This is a genomic window from uncultured Fibrella sp. (assembly GCF_964250085.1).
GTDB lineage: Bacteria > Bacteroidota > Bacteroidia > Cytophagales > Spirosomataceae > Fibrella.
In genome coordinates this window covers 1289562-1307309 of sequence record NZ_CAXUEC010000001.1, presented here as the reverse complement: position 1 = coordinate 1307309, position 17748 = coordinate 1289562, and the positions used below count along the sequence as shown (strand labels likewise).

The window sequence follows — 17748 nt, the reverse complement described above, 5'->3', positions numbered from 1 at the left end:
CAAGAACACCCGCAATTTAAGTCTAATTCTTTCGTCTAAAATTTATACATTGCCATACCGTAAACATGAATACTTGATCTACTAATCATACAACAACCAGTTTATGTCCAGGAAATCGGCCTCAATTATTATTTATTCCGTTGTGTTGGCCAGTTTGCTTGGCTCACCCGTAGTTGCCTGCTCGTTGCGCCTGTCTACGGAGCAAACCAGTACAGCATTGGTTGAAAAGCCGTCCCAAAAGCCTCAGACAAAAACAAACAAAGCTACTACGGCTAAGTCGACCGCCTCATCACCCAAATCGACAACAGCTACTACGGCACAAGTAACAGATAAATCGGGCAAGCGTTTCTGGTCACGCATCATGGATGCCTTTCGGGACGTCCATTCCGTAGAGAAGAAACCGAAACAGTAAGAGTTCAAAGTTCAGTGTCTAAAGTCGCGCTGCATACCAACCATACGTAGTGTAGCAGCGCGACTTTAGACTTTAAACATGAACCCTTGAACCCCTATTTCTCAAACCGGTACTCCGTCGTTTGCTTGTACGTTTGGCCGGGTTTCAGAATCGTGTTTGGGTACGTTGGCTTGTTTGGTGAATCAGGGTAATGCTGCGCTTCAAGGGCAAAACCACCCCTGAAATTCGTTACCCGGCCATATTTACCCTTGTCGGTCCCAGTGAAGAAGTTACCGCCGTAGAACTGCATCGCTGGTTCGGTGGTCAACACGCTCATCTTAATGCCCGATTTGTCGCCCGTGATTTCCACCACTTTATCGAGCGAGCCCATCTTGTGGTTTAGCACCCAGTTGTGGTCGTAGCCGCCGCCGAAGGTCAGTTGCTCGTTTTTCTCATCAACGCGTGCACCAACGGCCGTCGGTTTCCGAAAATCGAACGGCGTTCCGTCAACTGATACGGGCTCACCCTGCGGAATTAGCCCCTTATCGACCTGCGAATACTTGTCAGCATCAATCATCAGCACATGATTATTCACCGTACCGCTACCGTCGCCGTTCAGGTTGAAAAACCCGTGGCTGGTTGGGTTATAAGGCGTTGGCTTGTCGGTGGTGGCTTTGTATTCGATTTTTAACGCATTGTCGCCGTCGATCGAGTACGTCACGGTTGTGGTTACGTTACCGGGGAAACCGCCTTCGCCATCTTTCGACAGGTACGTTAGCTGTACCGTTTTATCGTCGATCTGTTTGGCATCCCACACCTGCTTATGAAAGCCCGTTGGCCCGCTGTGCAGCGTGTTGCCGTTGTTGTTCTGCGCGGTTTTGTACGTCTTCCCGTCGAGGGTAAACTGGGCTTTACCAATGCGGTTTCCGAACCGGCCTACAATGGGTCCAAAAAAATCGGATCCATCTTTTTCGTAGTCTTTGATGCCGCTGAAGCCCATCGCCACGTCGGTCAGTTTACCGTTTTTATCGGGCACCAGCAGGCTTACGATCCGGGCACCGTAGTTGGTAATGGCTGCCTGTATGTTGGCTCCTTTAAGGGTGTAAAGGGCCGTTTTCTTGCCGTTGATCGTTCCCTCAAACGCTTTGGGATCGGGCAGTTTGTAATCGATAGCCGTGGTATCAGACATAGTAGTTGAATCGGTCTGCGAAGCAGTGTCAGTGTCGGCATCGCCCGACTTTGTTGAGGTTTGGCAACCAGCTCCCGACAGTACGGTCAGTAGTGCGACAGGAATAATGAAGTTTTTCATGAAAAAGGGTGATAGGCCAGTTAAAAGGCACAAACTAAAGAAAAACGGCGGCTCTACTTACTACAAAAAAAACGTCGACCAGGGGGCCGACGTTTTTTTTCATTACTAACCTATGATGAAACAAGTTCATGATAGTGAAAGGATAAAGTTGGTAATATCTCCCTAATTGAGTTATTAATTATGAATAATAAGTGATGAATTGCTTGTCACTAAAGCAGCCAATCCATTACTCATTATTCATAATTTATCGTTCTTACAGCGTTTTTAGCACTTCGTTCATGTTCCGAACGGCCTCGGCTGACTTGTTAAATGTGGCTTGTTCTTCATCGGTCAGCTTGTAATCGATGATCTGCTCCCAGCCGGTTTTGCCAATCACAACGGGCACACCCAGACAAATATCCGACTGACCGTATTCGCCGTCCAGCGCTACGCAGCAAGGGAAAATGTGCTTCTGGTCGCGAACGATGCTCTCTACCAGTTCACCCACGGCCGCACCCGGTGCATACCAGGCCGACGTGCCGATGAGCTTCGTCAGTGTGGCACCGCCTACCATCGTGTCCTGAGCAACCTTTTCCAGCGTTGCCGCATCGAGAAACTGGCTCACGGGCACACCATTACGAGTAGCCAGGCGCGTCAGCGGAATCATGGTCGTGTCGCCATGACCGCCAATAACTGCGCCGTGAATATCGTTGGGTGGGCAATCCATCGCCAGCGACAGGTACGTCTTGAAGCGGGCCGAATCGAGGATACCACCCATACCGATGATCCGGTTTTTGGGTAGCCCCGACGCCTGAAGCGCCAGTTGGGTCATGGTATCCATCGGGTTCGACACGATGATGATGATGGCCTCGGGCGAATGCTTCAGGATGTTTTCGGTCACGCCCTTCACGATGTTGGCGTTGGTGCCGATCAGTTCCTCACGGGTCATGCCCGGTTTGCGCGGAATACCTGAGGTGATAACCACCACGCCCGACCCGGCCGTTTTGGCGTAATCGTTGGTGCTGCCGGTAATTTTGGTATCGAAACCGCAAAGCGTGGCTGTCTGGAACATATCCAGGGCTTTGCCTTCGCTGAGCCCTTCCTTGATGTCAAGCAGCACGACCTCTTCGGCCAGCTCACGACGGATAATGTTATCGGCACAGGTAGCCCCTACGGCTCCGGCTCCTACTACGGTAATTTTCATGCGAGAATCAGTGTTAAAACGGGTAAATCGACTGGGCGTAAAGTTCAGGTACACCACCCAGCAAAACAAGGCATTACGTTCGCCGATCTAATCAGAAAGGCCAAAAGCCGTCGGGACTAATGATTAAAGCCGTTTTTTGTGGTTTAATTAATGAATACCTAATTCCATACGTCCAATCGTTGCCTCGCTATGCACCTGCTTCCCTTCGATTTTGCCCACGACCCTTACGTACTACTCGATTTTAGCGCTAACAATCCTGACCTATCCACCCTCGACCTGACCAATACAGGTACGTTCGCCAGGTACGTGTCCGGCAAGTTGCGCGAAGCGGGAGCTGTAGTGGGCGTGGGTGGGTATGCCGAAGATCGGGTTATTTACCGCAACAGTGGCCATTTTACCCCCACCGATGAGGAGCCCCGTACGATTCACCTCGGCGTCGATTTCTGGGCCGACGCCGGTACGCCGGTATTCGCTCCCGTAGACGGAATCATCCACAGTTTCGCCGACAACGCCCGCTATGCCGATTACGGCCCCACGATTATTCTGGAACACCAGACCGCAGCGGCAGACCACGGCGGATTTCCCCGCTACAGCCTCTATGGGCACCTGTCGCGGGCGTCGCTGGCCGATTTGTATGAAGGAAAAGTAGTAAAGGCGGGTGAAAAGCTGGCCGAACTTGGCCCCTACCCCGAAAACGGTGACTGGCCGCCGCATCTGCATTTTCAACTCATGCACGATATATTGGGCCTGCGCGGCGATTTTCCCGGTGTCTGCCGGGAGTCGGAACGGGACTACTGGCTGGGTTTATGCCCCGATCCGAACCCGTTTGTATTTTAGGTTTGACGTAGCCCCCGCCCTACAGGGAGCCTGCTTGCGTATGCCTATGGCGAAGTTACTTTCACGCAAGCAGGCTCCCTGTAGGGCGGGGGCTACGTCGGAACTATATACCTACTGCAACGCTGCTACGCCGGGCAGCACTTTGCCTTCCATGTATTCAAGCAGGGCGCCGCCGCCGGTTGATACATAGCTAACGCGGTCGCCGTAGCCCGCGTTGTTGATGGCCGAGGCCGAGTCTCCGCCGCCGATGAGCGAGAAGGCGCCGTTTTCTTCGGTGGCTTTTACCACTGCTTCAGCAATGGCGTTGGTGCCCGTCGCGAAATTCGGAAACTCGAATACACCCATTGGGCCATTCCAAAGGATGGTTTTTGAGTTAGCCACGATCTCTTTGAACAACTCCACCGACTCAGGGCCGATGTCGAGGCCTTCCCAACCGTCGGGAATCTGACCGGTGGCAACGATCTGCCGGTTGGCATCGTTCGAGAACGCGTCGGCACAAATATTATCGACGGGCATCACGATCTTCACGCCTTTGGCCTCGGCTTTCTTCAGAATCTCCAGGGCCAGTTCCTGCTTGTCGGCTTCGAGCAGCGACTTGCCGATCATGCCGCCCTGCGCCTTAGTGAAGGTGTAGGTCATGCCGCCACCAATGATAAGCGTATCGACCGTATCGAGCAGCCGTTCGATGATCAGGATCTTGTCTGAAATCTTGGCTCCACCCATAATCGCGGTGAAGGGGCGCTCGGCATGGTTGAGAATTTTGTCGGCATTTTCAATTTCGGCCAGCATTACGTACCCACAAACCCGGTCCTGAAAAAACTGACCGATGACGGCCGTTGAGGCGTGGGCGCGGTGGGCGGTTCCGAAGGCGTCGTTCACCCAGACGTCGCCCAGTTTGGCCAGTTTTTCGGCGAAAGCAACGTCGCCTTTCTCTTCTTCTTTGTAGAAACGAAGGTTTTCGAGCAGCAGCAGTTCGCCCGGTTTCAGGCTCGCGGCCAGTTCAGTAGCCTGCTCGCCGATGCAGTCGTCCGCAAACTTTACTTCCCGGCCAAATGTCTCCGATAACTTGGTAATCAGGTGCTTAAGTGAATATTTTTCCGTAGGTCCATCTTTCGGGCGGCCCAGGTGTGACATCATAATGGCCGAGCCACCATCGGCCAGAATCTTATTAATCGTGGGAATCGTCGCTTTAATCCGCGTATCGTCGGTAATGGTGTAGTCTTTGTCGAGCGGTACGTTAAAGTCGACACGAACGAGGGCTTTTTTACCGGCAAAATTGTAGGAGTCTACGGTCTGCATGGGAGCGTCAGAAGGTTATTTCTGGTTTGTATTACGGTCCAAAAGTACGCGAATCCAAACGTGGCTAAGTTAACTATGTGATAGTTTGCCTAAATTTCCCCTATTTCAGGGTCAAATTACCAAACTGAAGTTCAACCTGCATGACTGGCATTGAAGAAGCGAACGTACAGACAGTTGTCGCTTATGTGGACGCGTATAATCGCAAAGATATTGATGGCATGATGGCCTGCCTGGCCGAGGATGTTATTTTTGAACACCTGACCAACGGGCATCCGGTGATGACCCTGACCGGGAAAACCGCTTTTCGGGAGCAAGCTGAAAAGGCCGCCAAGCTATTTAGTCAGCGCGAGCAAACCCTCCGCGACCGGACGGTAGCCGATGACGTGATCAGCGTAAAAATCGATTACAGCGCCACCCTCGCCGTTGATTTCAACGACCGGACGGCGGGCGAAACCATCAGCCTTCAAAGCCATTCCGTTTTTGTTCTGCAAGACCGGCTCATCAGCAAACTGATTGATATTCAGTAAAATGAACTCCGGTTATCGGGAACTTATCTATCTGCTGGTTATTGCCAGTGGATGCGGGCTTCTTGTGTTTTTCCTGCCCGAAGCAGCCACTTCCATCACCGTATACGATACGTACCTGGTCATTGGCAAATGGCATATGTGGCTCCTCTCAACGGTACCTGTTGCCTTCCTTTTCTTCGCCATAAAGCAAGCGATGACCGGGTTCGAAAGCCCAATGGGTAACCGGCTCGTTGTGGCACTGGGGTTCGCGACAATCCCGTTTCTGACCATCGTTTCGCGCGAAGCAGCCACGCTCTGGGCCGCCGAACGTACCCAGCTACCCGGTTATGAACTGATCCAGCAACGTATCTGGCAGATTCAGTTTGCCGTGGTAGCTTATGTGGTTTACATAGCCTATCAGTGGGGAAATCGGGAAAAATAAATTCAACGAATCAGCTTAACTCGGTTGGCTCGATAACGGGGGTTGCCCGCCGGATGAGGGCGGGTGGTTTTCGGGTAATCTGCACCATGTAGCAACAGGCCATCAAGACAGCGGCACCAATGAGCATGGCCCCAACTGGCGTGGTTTTGACTCGATTGCTCAGGGCAAAAAACATCATGTTGCTGAGCAGCAGAAAGAGCAGCGTGTTGCCGCCCATCATCAACAAAAGCGGCGATGTGAATCCCCTGGAGACACCCCAGTGTATCAATAAATATAGCCCGTAGAGAATGCCCCATGACCCGCATATCCAGCCGATCGATGGCGGAAACCGGACTGGAAACGAACCCGTTTTGAGGTAGTAGAGGACAAAAAATAGCGTTCCACTTAGTGCAATAACCGCAACGGGCCACTTCCAGATAATGGTGAAACGAGCAAAGTATAGCCCTGCCATGTAAAACACCCCATACTGCACAAGCGGAAATGCGGCGTAGCTCCGGCTACCCACGAAGAGACCAAGTGGGTTATCGATAAACAGATCATACGGAATCAGTACGGTGGCAATCAATGATAGCAACCCGGTAATCAACAGGGCCAAAGGCGATTTCGACAGAGCTACCAGCGGTTTGAAAAGCAGGAGCGTGATGACCGTAATCAGGAAGTAAGCGAGCATAAACTCGGAATACGGAGCTATGTAGGAAAACCCCAGTACCGCACCCACATCGCCTGACAGTAGAACCCCGGTGGCCCGGCCCGGAATTGGCAGGCAAACCACCGCCAGCAGCGCCGAAATGTAATAACTCACCAGTTGATTCTTCGCGGTAGTCAGCAGGTTCTGTCGAACCTGTGAAAACGGTTTCGACAGATAAGCGTGGTATGAAGCGTAGCCGAAGCAGAAAATGAAGCCCGAAAAAACGATGAGCGTACCCACTACAGAAAACAGATAATACGCCTGACTACTGATATTGCCGGGAGTAAGCGTTCCCAACAACGCAAAACTGTGAGTGAATACCATCACGCTCACCAATACAGCTTTCAGGTATTCAATCGATACATTTCGAGACATAAAAAAAGCGAAGATCCCAGCTATAAACAGCCTGTTTCTGCGACGATTCGTCCCATTTCAGTTTGCTACTGATCACTTGTTACAGATGTACTTGTAGCTAGATAACGTACCTGAATTGATTATTGACTATAAAGTCTACAGACAAAGTAACAATTAGATTCAACGGGATAGATTACGTTCCGGCAGCCATGTATATCATCACCACTTTCGGCTAATCGCTGCTTGTAAATCGTCAGATCAATACTGTTCGCCAGCGCCGCCCCCGCCAAAATCACCGCCCCCAAAGCGTGGACCAGTAGGCTGATTCTGGGCATTGGCCGTGCCCTGCAACGTGGTCAGCAGGCCAACGTGCCGAAGCAGTTCCAAAGGCGGCTCCTCATCAATGGCATCGGTGAATCCGTAGTTGGGCATTCTCAGGTAGCGGATCAATAGAATGGCCAGACCAATCACTACCCCGCCGTGAATCGCGAGTGTTACCGAGAGCGGCCACGTACCTACATAATGATACACCGTTGCAATGGCACCCGCCACACCGATAACCGCCACCACCAGCAGCATCCGGTTGCGCTGCCGAAAGCCAACCACCCCGTATAGCAGCGGAATAACAAACGTAGTAAGCCAGAATAAACCGGGCAGAGCAATCTCCGGCGAAATGGCATAACGGCCGTCGAGCAGCAGGGCGTTCAGTTCGCGGACGACGTAGTAATTGCCAGCGGCCAGCCCAATAAACAGCGACACCCACTGCACCAGCGTCAACACGTCGCTGTAATACACGGCGTTAGTCATTGAGTTACCAAGCCAACTGACCAGCGCAAACAACCCCGCCGAAGCACCCATCAGGGCGAATGGCAACATAGATTGCCCCCAACTTATGTCGAGCAAACCGTCGAAGATGAGGCCATAGAACGCAGCCAAGCCGAAGTAGGTCAGGATCGTATCGCCGGTGTAGATGATGTAAGCCAGCAAAACGGGCAGGGCAATCAGGCAAACTTCCCAGAACGGCGGAAACACATCGTTTCGTTGGAAAAAGACCAGAACAAGCCCCCAGACCGCCGACAGAGCCGACACCAGCCACAACGCGTTGTCGATTCCATTCCGGTAAAACTGGTTTGACCGGATGGAAAATACGGCTACCGCAAACGTGCCGCCCGCCATGATCAGCGACACCAGCCCCGACCCTCTGGAGTTTATATCCAGCGTAATGCTCACGAGCCCGTAGAGTGCCAGCGCCGCCAGCAACGTAAACACAAACGACCCGATTTCAAGCGCTGTACCGGTCTGTTTAAAGCGAATCGGATACGCCTGTCGGATGGCTTCGGCCTGTTCATCGGTCAAAACGTGCTGGGCCTGCCAGCGGTCGGCCTGCTGCCGGATGTCGCGTTCTTCGAGCCAGGCCAGATTATATGCTTTCATAGGGTCGTATTCAGGTAGGTTTGGCCAGCATCAGCGGGGTTTGCGGAAGGTGTGGGTCAGGTAATAAACGGCCGCCGTTCCGGTGGCTATGAAATAAATGAGGTACACTTCGGTTGGGTAGTTCATGCCATCGAGCAGACGAAAGAGGATCAGGTACGTTGCTCCGATATAGGCGTAGACTACGCCCATCAACCGGTACAGAAATACCTGCTCGCGCCGGGATAACCAGTCGAAGGCGGCACAAACGGCAAACAACGGCACGCCATACAGCCACCGCCGCCCGTCGAAATTAAAAACGCCCGCCAGCAGCGCCAGCAGTAGCAAATTACCAGCAAACGTCAACAGCGTATAGGTGAAGTGCGCTTTGATGCGGCGCTTCTCCAGCCAGAGTGCCGCGCCAATGAGCAACGTACCCAGCCCGATGGCGGCCAGCACGGTGGGTTCGTCGAAAAAATTGGTTTTCAGCCGAAGTTCGAGCGGGCGAACCGTAACCCCCACCCACGAAGCCAGCGCGGTAAGGCCCATGCCCAACACGCCCCGATGATCGAACCGGTAGGCAATGGCCAGAAACAGAACCGCCGGCATAAACGTAACCAGCCCATAGCGGGTACCAAAGAGATTGAACCGGTACTGGGCGTAGCCTTCCAGCGACAGAAACAGCAAACACGACAGCAGCAGGGTATAATCGCCAAAAACCGATCGGTTCCTGGCCTGTTCGGGCGAAAGCAACGGGCGATTTTTCCAGGCATACCAGAACGATATGACGCATAAAGCGGCCATGCCCCCAATAATGGCCAGGTCGCCAATCTCGTCGTAATGTTCGTAGATCAGTAAGCCCAGGCCACCCGTTAAAAGCAGGATACCAACATACAGCGCAGCCCGCAGTTCGTGATGCAGCGAAACGGGTCGCTGTCGTTCAAAATCAGCCAGTGCGTCAGCCTGCGTGGGCGTGAGTAAGCTCCGCTGTTTCAGGGCCGTCAGCACGTCAAATGGGGACATAAACGGGGGATTTTGTGTTAAAATAATAGAGCACGGATTGAGCGGATCAAGCGGATTTACGCAGATTTTTCTTTCGCTTTATTTACAAAAATCTGCTTGATCCGCTTAATCTGCGTTCTATCAGAACCATGCAAAAAGTCATTCTTCAACCCCGCTATTACTGGCATAATTTCAGGTACGTGCTCGACTTTGTGCGGCGGCTCTATGGCGGGCTGCTCAACGAGGCCGAAACCGATTTCCTGAATCGTTTTGATGCATTAAGCACCGACGCGCAATGCCTGTACGTGAGGGTCAGTAATCGCAAAGGTGTATTCTTTCGGGTCAATAAATTGAATTACCGCGAAATAAACGACCTACCGGTTGCCCTGGGCGAGTTGCTGAATGCCGGATTTGTCGACCGCCTGCATGCCCGTCACGAAGGCATGGGCCACGAAGCGCTCGATGTGTTCACGAAGCCTGATCTGATGGATCTGCTGCCGCTGGAACCCGACGAAGTGCGTGCGTTGACCAAGTTGAAAAAGGAAGAGGTGGTTCGCTACGCCCTTAACGAACTGGATTTTGGCGAAATCGTGACCAGCCTCACCACGCGCGAAACGGTGGTAAAAGTCAATTTCGAGGCGGAAGTCATGATGGTGAAGTTCCTCTTCTTCGGCAATCGCGGCTCCGACATGACCGAGTTTGTGATGCGCGATATGGGCATGATGAACTTCGAGCAGCATGACGAAAGCAAGATGACGGCTCGTTTCAGAACGCGCAAGGAAGTGGAAGACAAGCTGCTGATCTCGCTGACGAACGAAGCTTTTTACGAGCAGAAAGAAGCCGAAACACCGCCCGAAGCCATTTACAACTGGTTCCTGAACTGGAACGAAACCCGCCCCGAACTGACCGAAATCGCGTTTCCCGGCTACCAGAAGCTGGTCTGCCGCGTTGGTGCCTACCTCGAACGGCAAAAACTCCCCGATCAGGCGCTGGCGGTCTACGAACTTTCAGATCGGGTGCCGGCCCGCGAACGCCGGGTACGTCTGCTGTTCAAAAACGGGCTGGTCGATGAAGCCCTGGCGTTGATCGACGAGATTGCCGTGACGCCGCAAAACGCCGAAGAACGGTATTTTGCCACTGATTTCCGGGAGAAAATTCTGGGCACCACCGCCAAAAAACGTACCCGGAAAGCCACTACTCGTTTTTTGTCCGATGCCGAAAGTCTCGATATTCCGGCGGCGTACCGGCACCATGTTGAGGCGGGCGTGATGAATTATTATCTGGAAGAAGGCTACGATGCGGCCTTCACCGAAAATTACCCCTGGCGCGGCCTGTTCGGGCTGGTGTTCTGGGATGTGATTTACGATGCCAACGTAGCCGCGATTCACCACCCGTTGCAACGCGCCCCGTCAGATTTTTACCTGCCCGATTTTTACGTACGTCGCGAAGACCTGCTCAAGAAGCGCCTGACCGAACTGACCACCAAAGATGAGTGGCGGCGGCACGTGGGACGTACCTACAACGCCAAGTACGGCATCACCAACGTGCTGGTCGACTGGAATGATGAGCTATTGGGCTTGGTGAATCAGTTGATTGACGTGCTGGATATCGAGCAGCTACGGCTGATCCTGCTCGAAATGGCGCGCAACGTCCGCGAGCACACGCGCGGCTTTCCCGACCTGCTGATCTGGAACGAAACGGGCGATTACAGTTTCGTGGAAGTAAAATCCCCTACCGACCATCTGGGGCCTCAGCAGCTTCACTGGCTCGAGTATTTCCAGACCATCGGCGTGCAGGGCAAAGTCGTACGCGTGATCTGGGCCATGTAAGTATTATTTTGACCGCCAGCGAAAGAGGAGTAGTTTTGTTCACTATGAGTAAACTTCTCTCTGTAGCTTCATGTTCAACATCATAGCTCGCCGGACGCTACTCGACTATTGCCAGTTATACCCTCAAGCCGCAAACGCCTTGAAACATTGGTATATCGACTTACAAGAACGGGAGTTTACGAATTTCAATGAGTTGAAAGCAACATTTGGCAACGTTAGCGTAGTCGCCGATGATCGGGTAGTCTTCAATATCATGGGCAACAAATATCGTATGGTGGTACGTATGGTATTTGATTATAAGACGATTCAGATCAAGTGGTTTGGAACGCATACCGAATACGATAAGGTAGCTGTTTCCACTGTTCAATATCATAAGCAATGACACTTAAGACAATAAAATCGGAACAGGAGTACGACTCGATGATGGCTTGGGTCGATGAACAGTTTGACAGAAAAGTAAAGCCGGATAGTCCAGATGGCGAAGCGTTACAGGTCGCCCTACTGCTCATTAAATCGTACGAGGATGTGCAGTATGCCATACCATCGCCTGACCCAATAGAAGCTATACGTCTTAAGATGGCCGAGAAAGGAATCCACAATAAAGACTTTGTTGGCAAGTTGGGCAGCAAAAGCTACGTATCAGCAGTTCTCAATCGACGTAAACCGCTCACACTTACAATGGCCAAGTTCTTTTACAAAGAATTAGGCATTCCAGCCAGCGTTTTATTGGCTTAAGCGAGATTCTGACATTCCAGATACACCTGATTACATCAGTCTTGCACTGTGCATGACACAACTATACCCGGTTACCTACTTGGCAGACTCGGTATATACATTCGGCAAAAAATCCTTTCGGCTGTTGTAAATTGGCCTCAAATCTCTCTTTATGGAAATTCCAGAAGGCTTTGAGCCTATTTTTCGCACCAGCCCATTCCTGGAAACGGCAGGTCCTTTGTATAGTCAACAAGTTGGTGATGAATTGATTATCGGCATGCTGGTACTCGATAAGCACGTCAATGGCCGTGGCTTTACGCACTCGGGCGTATACACCACGTTAGCCGATGTGGCAATGGGCTACGCCGCCGCTTTCTCACAAAAACCGCCCGTGCCGCTCGTCACCGTCAGCCTGTCCACCGATTTTGTGGGCAACTCCAAAGTGGGCGACTGGCTTGAAGTACACACCGATATTCAACAAATCGGCGACGCCGTAGCGTTCGTCAATGCCTTTATTATGAAAGACGACGAACGCATTGTCCGTGTAAGCGCCGTTTTTAATGTGCTAAGGAAAAAGTAAGCGGCTACAAAGTCCAACGTTTACTTTTTCTGTCCCAGACGGAGAAAGATTGGGAAACGGACCTCGCGGTGAATAGGCCCCCACAGGCGCCGGAAGTCACTATCGAACTGGTCGATTGGGTCGTAGCCATGCTGTTTGCGAAAGCCCTGCACCGCCGACCAGGTACGGAGATAGTTCATGTACCACTCCACCAGCCACTCGCGGCGGGCAGTAACGCGGGTGTATTTCACATCGGCAAAGTCGAAAGGCAGGTTCTGGTATTCGGTTTCGATATGTCGCCGTTGCGGGTCCCAGAACGGGCCAACCACTTCGCGGTAAATAAAGCGGACGAGCGCGTCGATGGGCGCGTTGACTTCGTTGAGGCCATATCCCCATTCGGCAATGATGCCTTTCGGTTTCAGTACCCGCTGCACTTCGGCATGAAACGCAGGTACGTCGAACCAGTGCAATGCCTGCCCAACGGTGACCAGATCAAAGCTTTCGTCGGCGAAAGGAGCTGCTTCGGCCGTGGCGACCTGATACGTAATGTTGGGCCGCTTTACGGCATTCGCCAGTTGCCGTTCGCTCAGGTCGGTTGCTTCGATCTGCTCGAAGTAATTGGCCAGCGCACCGGCCGCCTGTCCGTTCCCGGTAGCACAGTCCCAGGCGGCCTGTCGGCCAGGTACGTAGTTGAGTATGTAATCGTACAACTCGCCGGGATAGTCGATCCGGTAGCGGGCGTAATCAGCGGCGTGGCCGGAGAAACGGTCGAGGGGAACAGACATGTAAACTAGTTCAGATTTATGAATTTAGGTCAACCTGGTGCAATCCGGTGCGTTAGATAGTCGTTTTGTCGGTCGCCATTCCCTCTGTATTCACTTCGAGCGTAGCGTGTTCTATACCCAGGTGTTCCAGTTCATGGCGCACCTCTTTCTTCACGCTGTCGAGCTGGCTATTCGTCAACTCTGGTGCTATCGTGAGGTGAGCCGTAAGTGCATTTTCGGTAGTACTCATGGCCCAAATATGTACATGATCTACCGCTACGACGCCCGGCACCGAGCTTACAACCTGCTGTACTTTGGCCAGGTCGATTCCCATCGGCACGCCATCGAGGGTAAGGCGCAGACTATCGGAAAGCAACTGCCACGTACCCGACAGAATTACCAGCGCCACCACCAGGCCCATCAACGGGTCGAGCCAGAACCAGCCGGTATAGCTGATGACCAGCCCCGACGCCACCACTCCGACCGACACCAGCGCGTCGGCCAGCAGATGCAGATACGCTCCTTTCATGTTCAGATCATGGTCTTTATCCCGAAAAAACAGCAGGGCCGACGCCGCATTGACAATAATACCCAGCCCGGCTACCCACGCCACAATGTTGCCCGATACGGGTTCGGGATGGCGAAACCGCTGAATACTTTCGAGCATAATTCCACCTACGGCCAACAGCAACAATACGGCATTGACCAGCGAAGCCAGTACGGTACTTTTCCGAAGTCCGTACGTGAACCGCTGGTTCGATTTGACCTTGGCCAGCCGGAACGCCAGCAACGACAACAGCAACCCGGCCACGTCGGACAGGTTATGCCCGGCGTCGGCCATCAATGCCAGCGACTGGGTACGTAGCCCCATGCCAAATTCAATCACCACGTAAACAATATTCAGCCCGGCCCCGATTAACAGGGTGCGGCTTATCGTGGTTATAGTGGGTGTATGGGCGTGTGAATGATCGTGCGCGTGGTTGTGCATTGTTGTATCTTTATTCGACTGTCTACAAAGCAACGCAGTATTTTCTCAGGGAATGAAAAAATCGATAAAAACCTATGTTACACCCGACGGGCGCGTGGTTAGCTGGCGGTGGTTCCGCGTACCAGCCGTACTCTGGCTGATCGTAGTTGGTTCAACCCTGACGGCCGTGACGTTGGTAGCCCGAATCGGCTACCTCCTTGCACGTACAGGCCCCATTCTGCCCGGCGACGATTTCAACCTGACCGTTTTCACATTCCTCCTGAGTAGTGCCGGAGCCCTGGTTTTCAGCCTGGTGATTTATTTGCTGGCCAAACCGGAAGAGCCCGATATATAGCGCTTACAAAAAGGCAGCTTGCCAGCCAACTAAATAGCAACTTACCTAAAACTACGGTTGCTGATAAGTCGTATGTTTTCCGTCAGCGAAATTACTCCGCTCTTTTAATCGACCGGATAGTGGATCGCCTTACTTTTGCCGCCAGCCTGTAGCTATACACATGGTTCGTCAACTACTCACGTACACACTTATTGCCTCTTTGCTGCTGCAACTGTTCAGCCGCGAGGTAATTGTGATGTCGTTTGAGTTGAACCGCGAGTTCATTGCCAAAAACCTCTGCCAGAACCGAAACCGCCCCCAGTTGAATTGTAACGGTACGTGTTATCTGGCCAAAAAGCTGAAGGCGCAGCATGATCGCGAAGATCGCGAAACTACCGAGCGCATTCAGAACATGCCGGTGCTGACCCTGTTCTGCACCGATTTATTTTCCTTCCACTTTGCTGACGCCACCGGAGACGCAACCTCTTGCCGCCCACTGTCGTACTACCAGCAATCGCCCTATGCCGCGCCACTGCACGGTATCTTCCAGCCCCCACGCATCGGATAAGCGGCCTTCTTTTTTGTGGCAATTGGCGACCCGTTGTGCTTCTTAAACCCCTAGGGTCTAAAGGAGTCTTCGCAGGTTTCCTGCTGCTGCTTTCTCAACACCTCGCTTACCACAATCGGGCGATACTGGCCCGTACAATCTTCATGACTAACTTCTTTTGTATGCTCCTGGGGCTGTTTTTCAGCCTGGGCGCTATAGCTCAATCTCCTCTTACGGGCCAGGTATACGATGCCCAAACCAAGGAACCACTTCCAGGCGTGACGGTATCGTGGGCCGATGGAAAATCAGGCACTACTACCGACGCAAACGGCCATTTTTCGCTCCCTAACGTCGTATCTACCATTACGCTTTCGGCAGTTGGGTATCGTCAGCAGACAATCACGCTAGCTCCCGGCAAGCCCATCCGCATTGCGCTCGAAGCCGCCATCGAAGACCTGCAAACGGTGGTGGTCACGGGCAATCGGGAGGCCGCACTACGTACCCAGACGCCAATTGCCATTTCCAAGCTATCGCCCCGGCTGATCGAAGAAACCAAGCCAACGAGTATTTATGAAGTCATTAATAAAACGCCGGGCGTGCTGATGGTTAACCTCAACAATGAGCAGCACATGATGGCGATCCGGCAACCGATGACAACCAATGCGTATTTTCTGTACCTCGAAGATGGCGTGCCTGTTCGGCCAATGGGTGTATTCAACCACAACGCGCTGCTCGAAATGAACCAGTTCACGGTTAGCTCGATCGAGGTAGTGAAAGGACCGGTATCGTCAATTTATGGGCCGGAAGCGGTAGGCGGCGCGGTCAACTTTATCACCCAGCGCCCAACGGCTGTGCCAACGGCGCGCGTAGGTATTCAGGCCGACCAGTGGGGGTATCAGCGACTCCAGTTTGGAGCAGGTGCCCGGCAGGGAAAATTCGGCATCTACATCGGGGGTCTCGTTTCCCGGCAGCGCAACTCGTGGCTGGCCAGTTCCGACTACGATAAGTCATCGTACTTCGCCCGGCTCGAATACGCCTTTACGGCCAAAACCCGGCTCACAGGTACGTTGTCGTATAACGATTACAATTCACAGACAAGCGGTAGCGTCGACAGCACGGCCTTTTTCGCCCGGCAGTATGTGAGCACCACCGATTTCACGTATCGTAAAACGTTCTCGCTCCGCAGCCGACTCACGCTTGAACATGACTGGGCCAATGGCTCTCAATCCTTCATCACTGCCTTTGTTCGCAACAACAGTGTGGGCCAAAACCCAGCCTATTCAATTCGGTGGACCAGTGGTTCGGCAACGGCAACGGGCCAGATAAACAGCAACGATTTCAAGAGTTACGGCGCCATTGCCCAGCACACGCAGCACCTGAATTTCCTGCACAGTAAACTCACCATCGGGGCTACCATCGACCTGTCGCCAAACACCTATTACGCTTACCAGACTGACCTGACAGCGGATTTAAGGGCCGATAAAAAATCGGTAGTCAAGTATACACTTTTGAAAGAACGTCCTGATATCCAGCTCGCTAATTACCAGGCTGATATTCACAACACGGCCGCTTACGCTCAATATGACTTCGAACCCATAACCAAACTCCGGTTATCGGCGGGCCTGCGCTACGACCAAATGGCGTTCGATTATACCAACGCGCTGGATAAAACTACCGGCGGAAAAGACTACAGCCAGGTGACGCCGAAGTTGGGTGCTACCTACGATCTGGGCGGCGGCAAGGGCCTGTATGCCAACTACGCCAGGGGTTTTTCGCCCCCGGCACTAACGGCTATTTTCCTGAAACGCACAACGCCAACGGCTTCCGGCGATCTATTTTATTATAACCTCCAGCCCGCCAAATTCGACAATGTAGAAATCGGCGGTTGGGCCTCGCTACTCAACAATAAAGTCTATGTCGATGCGGCTCTGTACCAGATGAATGGCACCAACGAACTGCTCAACATCCGCCAGCCCGACAATTCGACCGACTACCAATCGGCGGGAAAAACCCTGCACCGGGGCGTAGAGCTTGGCCTCACCTACCGGCCGTCGAAGCAACTGTTTTTCCGCTTCGGGGGCACCCATGCCGTGCATCAGTTTGTCGAGTTCACCCTTAGTCAACGTACCTCCGATGCGTTGCAAAACGTGAACGGAAAAGACATGCCGTCGGCACCACGCACGCTCTGGAACACCGAAATCAGCTACTATCCGTCGTGGCTGAAAAATTTCCGTACGGCGGTAGAATGGCAACATGTATCGGGCTGGTATCAAAACCAGATCAACACAGTTAGCTACGGCGGCTATGATTTTGCCAATGTCAGGCTAGGATACCAGTACAAAGGCATTGAGCTGTACACCAATGTGTTGAATGCCACCAACGCGCTGTTTGCGACCAACGCTACACGTGGCAACAATGCCACCGACCGCACCACCTATACCCCGGCGGCGCCCCGCACCTTTGTGGTCGGCTTACAATACAGCTTCTCAGGAAAATGACTTAACATGAATTGTGGATAATTCTTTACCGCATTGCTGACGCGTGCCCCTTCAACTAGGCGTCAGCAATACATTAACTACCAACTACTTACAGGCACGATTATCGATAAATCAC

Annotated in this window: 19 protein-coding genes; 11 read left to right on the top strand and 8 right to left on the bottom strand. The window is 52.6% G+C overall.

Going from position 1 to position 17748, the window contains the following annotated elements; genetic code table 11:
• Window positions 1–103: 103 nt before the first annotated feature.
• Window positions 104–412: a hypothetical protein gene (locus ACFE8Q_RS05255; RefSeq protein ID WP_375444305.1), complete on the top strand. Its 309-nt coding sequence runs from the start codon at window positions 104–106 to the stop codon at window positions 410–412.
• Between the two features lie 94 nt (window positions 413–506).
• Here the strand turns inward: ACFE8Q_RS05255 and ACFE8Q_RS05250 are convergent, their stop codons facing one another.
• Both ACFE8Q_RS05250 and mdh read right to left on the bottom strand, forming a co-directional pair.
• Window positions 507–1700 carry an aldose epimerase family protein gene (locus ACFE8Q_RS05250; protein WP_375444304.1) on the bottom strand — a complete coding sequence of 398 codons (1194 nt, stop codon included), beginning with the start codon at window positions 1698–1700 and terminating at the stop codon, window positions 507–509.
• 253 nt (window positions 1701–1953) lie between these two features.
• Complete coding sequence (gene mdh, locus ACFE8Q_RS05245; protein WP_375444303.1) at window positions 1954–2883, bottom strand: malate dehydrogenase; 930 nt, start codon at window positions 2881–2883, stop codon at window positions 1954–1956.
• Between the two features lie 189 nt (window positions 2884–3072).
• Between mdh and ACFE8Q_RS05240 the strand changes: the two genes are divergently transcribed.
• Window positions 3073–3720 carry a peptidoglycan DD-metalloendopeptidase family protein gene (locus ACFE8Q_RS05240; RefSeq protein WP_375444302.1) on the top strand — a complete coding sequence of 216 codons (648 nt, stop codon included), beginning with the start codon at window positions 3073–3075 and terminating at the stop codon, window positions 3718–3720.
• Between the two features lie 111 nt (window positions 3721–3831).
• On the opposite strand, the gene ACFE8Q_RS05235 is transcribed toward ACFE8Q_RS05240, so the two are convergent.
• On the bottom strand, window positions 3832–5019 hold the full coding sequence (locus ACFE8Q_RS05235; protein WP_375444301.1) for a phosphoglycerate kinase: 1188 nt from the start codon (window positions 5017–5019) through the stop codon (window positions 3832–3834).
• A 140-nt stretch (window positions 5020–5159) separates the two neighbouring features.
• On the opposite strand from ACFE8Q_RS05235, the gene ACFE8Q_RS05230 reads away from it, so the two are divergent.
• Both ACFE8Q_RS05230 and ACFE8Q_RS05225 read left to right on the top strand, forming a co-directional pair.
• Window positions 5160–5546 (top strand): nuclear transport factor 2 family protein, encoded by a 387-nt coding sequence (locus ACFE8Q_RS05230; protein ID WP_375444300.1) that lies wholly within the window; start codon window positions 5160–5162, stop codon window positions 5544–5546.
• 1 nt (window position 5547) lies between these two features.
• Window positions 5548–5967, top strand: coding sequence for a hypothetical protein (locus tag ACFE8Q_RS05225; RefSeq protein ID WP_375444299.1), 420 nt, complete (start codon window positions 5548–5550; stop codon window positions 5965–5967).
• Window positions 5968–5977: 10 nt separating this feature from the next.
• On the opposite strand, the gene ACFE8Q_RS05220 is transcribed toward ACFE8Q_RS05225, so the two are convergent.
• The 3 genes from ACFE8Q_RS05220 to ACFE8Q_RS05210 form a co-directional block, all read right to left on the bottom strand.
• Window positions 5978–7030, bottom strand: a complete 1053-nt coding sequence (locus ACFE8Q_RS05220; protein WP_375444298.1) for a hypothetical protein — start codon at window positions 7028–7030, stop codon at window positions 5978–5980.
• A gap of 237 nt (window positions 7031–7267) precedes the next feature.
• Complete coding sequence (locus tag ACFE8Q_RS05215; protein WP_375444297.1) at window positions 7268–8443, bottom strand: hypothetical protein; 1176 nt, start codon at window positions 8441–8443, stop codon at window positions 7268–7270.
• A 30-nt stretch (window positions 8444–8473) separates the two neighbouring features.
• The gene (locus tag ACFE8Q_RS05210) at window positions 8474–9442 is read right to left on the bottom strand and encodes a DUF2157 domain-containing protein (RefSeq protein WP_375444296.1); all 969 of its coding nucleotides are present in this window, start codon (window positions 9440–9442) and stop codon (window positions 8474–8476) included.
• Between the two features lie 128 nt (window positions 9443–9570).
• On the opposite strand from ACFE8Q_RS05210, the gene ACFE8Q_RS05205 reads away from it, so the two are divergent.
• The 4 genes from ACFE8Q_RS05205 to ACFE8Q_RS05190 all read left to right on the top strand — a co-directional run bounded on the left by ACFE8Q_RS05205 (window position 9571) and on the right by ACFE8Q_RS05190 (window position 12544).
• A complete protein-coding gene (locus tag ACFE8Q_RS05205; protein ID WP_375444295.1) occupies window positions 9571–11250 on the top strand; it encodes a VRR-NUC domain-containing protein in 1680 nt (559 codons plus the stop codon).
• A 70-nt stretch (window positions 11251–11320) separates the two neighbouring features.
• Window positions 11321–11632 (top strand): type II toxin-antitoxin system HigB family toxin, encoded by a 312-nt coding sequence (locus tag ACFE8Q_RS05200; protein WP_375444294.1) that lies wholly within the window; start codon window positions 11321–11323, stop codon window positions 11630–11632.
• Window positions 11629–11985, top strand: a complete 357-nt coding sequence (locus ACFE8Q_RS05195) for a type II toxin-antitoxin system HigA family antitoxin (protein ID WP_375444293.1) — start codon at window positions 11629–11631, stop codon at window positions 11983–11985. Before ACFE8Q_RS05200 ends, ACFE8Q_RS05195 begins: the two co-directional genes overlap by 4 nt.
• A 151-nt stretch (window positions 11986–12136) precedes the next feature.
• Window positions 12137–12544 carry a PaaI family thioesterase gene (locus ACFE8Q_RS05190; RefSeq protein ID WP_375444292.1) on the top strand — a complete coding sequence of 136 codons (408 nt, stop codon included), beginning with the start codon at window positions 12137–12139 and terminating at the stop codon, window positions 12542–12544.
• 20 nt (window positions 12545–12564) lie between these two features.
• Here ACFE8Q_RS05190 and ACFE8Q_RS05185 read toward each other — a convergent pair whose 3' ends face one another.
• Together ACFE8Q_RS05185 and ACFE8Q_RS05180 are read right to left on the bottom strand one after the other, a co-directional pair.
• On the bottom strand, window positions 12565–13308 hold the full coding sequence (locus ACFE8Q_RS05185) for a class I SAM-dependent methyltransferase (RefSeq protein ID WP_375444291.1): 744 nt from the start codon (window positions 13306–13308) through the stop codon (window positions 12565–12567).
• A gap of 52 nt (window positions 13309–13360) precedes the next feature.
• A complete protein-coding gene (locus tag ACFE8Q_RS05180; protein WP_375444290.1) occupies window positions 13361–14275 on the bottom strand; it encodes a cation diffusion facilitator family transporter in 915 nt (304 codons plus the stop codon).
• A gap of 52 nt (window positions 14276–14327) precedes the next feature.
• Here ACFE8Q_RS05180 and ACFE8Q_RS05175 point away from each other — a divergent pair, with 52 nt between their 5' ends.
• The 3 genes from ACFE8Q_RS05175 (at window position 14328) to ACFE8Q_RS05165 (ending at window position 17633) form a co-directional block, all read left to right on the top strand.
• The gene (locus ACFE8Q_RS05175) at window positions 14328–14609 is read left to right on the top strand and encodes a hypothetical protein (RefSeq protein ID WP_375444289.1); all 282 of its coding nucleotides are present in this window, start codon (window positions 14328–14330) and stop codon (window positions 14607–14609) included.
• A gap of 160 nt (window positions 14610–14769) precedes the next feature.
• Window positions 14770–15156, top strand: coding sequence for a hypothetical protein (locus tag ACFE8Q_RS05170; protein WP_375444288.1), 387 nt, complete (start codon window positions 14770–14772; stop codon window positions 15154–15156).
• A gap of 143 nt (window positions 15157–15299) precedes the next feature.
• Window positions 15300–17633: a TonB-dependent receptor gene (locus ACFE8Q_RS05165; RefSeq protein WP_375444287.1), complete on the top strand. Its 2334-nt coding sequence runs from the start codon at window positions 15300–15302 to the stop codon at window positions 17631–17633.
• Window positions 17634–17748: the final 115 nt, after the last annotated feature.

What these genes read in the sequence shown, in the direction of transcription:
- ACFE8Q_RS05190 (WP_375444292.1), top strand. Translation starts at nt 12,137, where the DNA reads ATGGAAATTCCAGAAGGCTTTGAGCCTATTTTTCGCACCAGCCCATTC.
- ACFE8Q_RS05180 (WP_375444290.1), bottom strand. Translation starts at nt 14,275, where the DNA reads ATGCACAACCACGCGCACGATCATTCACACGCCCATACACCCACTATA.
- ACFE8Q_RS05210 (WP_375444296.1), bottom strand. Translation starts at nt 9,442, where the DNA reads ATGTCCCCATTTGACGTGCTGACGGCCCTGAAACAGCGGAGCTTACTC.
- ACFE8Q_RS05205 (WP_375444295.1), top strand. Translation starts at nt 9,571, where the DNA reads ATGCAAAAAGTCATTCTTCAACCCCGCTATTACTGGCATAATTTCAGG.
- ACFE8Q_RS05185 (WP_375444291.1), bottom strand. Translation starts at nt 13,308, where the DNA reads ATGTCTGTTCCCCTCGACCGTTTCTCCGGCCACGCCGCTGATTACGCC.
- ACFE8Q_RS05225 (WP_375444299.1), top strand. Translation starts at nt 5,548, where the DNA reads ATGAACTCCGGTTATCGGGAACTTATCTATCTGCTGGTTATTGCCAGT.
- ACFE8Q_RS05170 (WP_375444288.1), top strand. Translation starts at nt 14,770, where the DNA reads ATGGTTCGTCAACTACTCACGTACACACTTATTGCCTCTTTGCTGCTG.
- ACFE8Q_RS05235 (WP_375444301.1), bottom strand. Translation starts at nt 5,019, where the DNA reads ATGCAGACCGTAGACTCCTACAATTTTGCCGGTAAAAAAGCCCTCGTT.
- ACFE8Q_RS05230 (WP_375444300.1), top strand. Translation starts at nt 5,160, where the DNA reads ATGACTGGCATTGAAGAAGCGAACGTACAGACAGTTGTCGCTTATGTG.
- ACFE8Q_RS05255 (WP_375444305.1), top strand. Translation starts at nt 104, where the DNA reads ATGTCCAGGAAATCGGCCTCAATTATTATTTATTCCGTTGTGTTGGCC.
- ACFE8Q_RS05165 (WP_375444287.1), top strand. Translation starts at nt 15,300, where the DNA reads ATGACTAACTTCTTTTGTATGCTCCTGGGGCTGTTTTTCAGCCTGGGC.
- mdh (WP_375444303.1), bottom strand. Translation starts at nt 2,883, where the DNA reads ATGAAAATTACCGTAGTAGGAGCCGGAGCCGTAGGGGCTACCTGTGCC.
- ACFE8Q_RS05175 (WP_375444289.1), top strand. Translation starts at nt 14,328, where the DNA reads ATGAAAAAATCGATAAAAACCTATGTTACACCCGACGGGCGCGTGGTT.
- ACFE8Q_RS05250 (WP_375444304.1), bottom strand. Translation starts at nt 1,700, where the DNA reads ATGAAAAACTTCATTATTCCTGTCGCACTACTGACCGTACTGTCGGGA.
- ACFE8Q_RS05195 (WP_375444293.1), top strand. Translation starts at nt 11,629, where the DNA reads ATGACACTTAAGACAATAAAATCGGAACAGGAGTACGACTCGATGATG.
- ACFE8Q_RS05215 (WP_375444297.1), bottom strand. Translation starts at nt 8,443, where the DNA reads ATGAAAGCATATAATCTGGCCTGGCTCGAAGAACGCGACATCCGGCAG.
- ACFE8Q_RS05200 (WP_375444294.1), top strand. Translation starts at nt 11,321, where the DNA reads ATGTTCAACATCATAGCTCGCCGGACGCTACTCGACTATTGCCAGTTA.
- ACFE8Q_RS05240 (WP_375444302.1), top strand. Translation starts at nt 3,073, where the DNA reads ATGCACCTGCTTCCCTTCGATTTTGCCCACGACCCTTACGTACTACTC.
- ACFE8Q_RS05220 (WP_375444298.1), bottom strand. Translation starts at nt 7,030, where the DNA reads ATGTCTCGAAATGTATCGATTGAATACCTGAAAGCTGTATTGGTGAGC.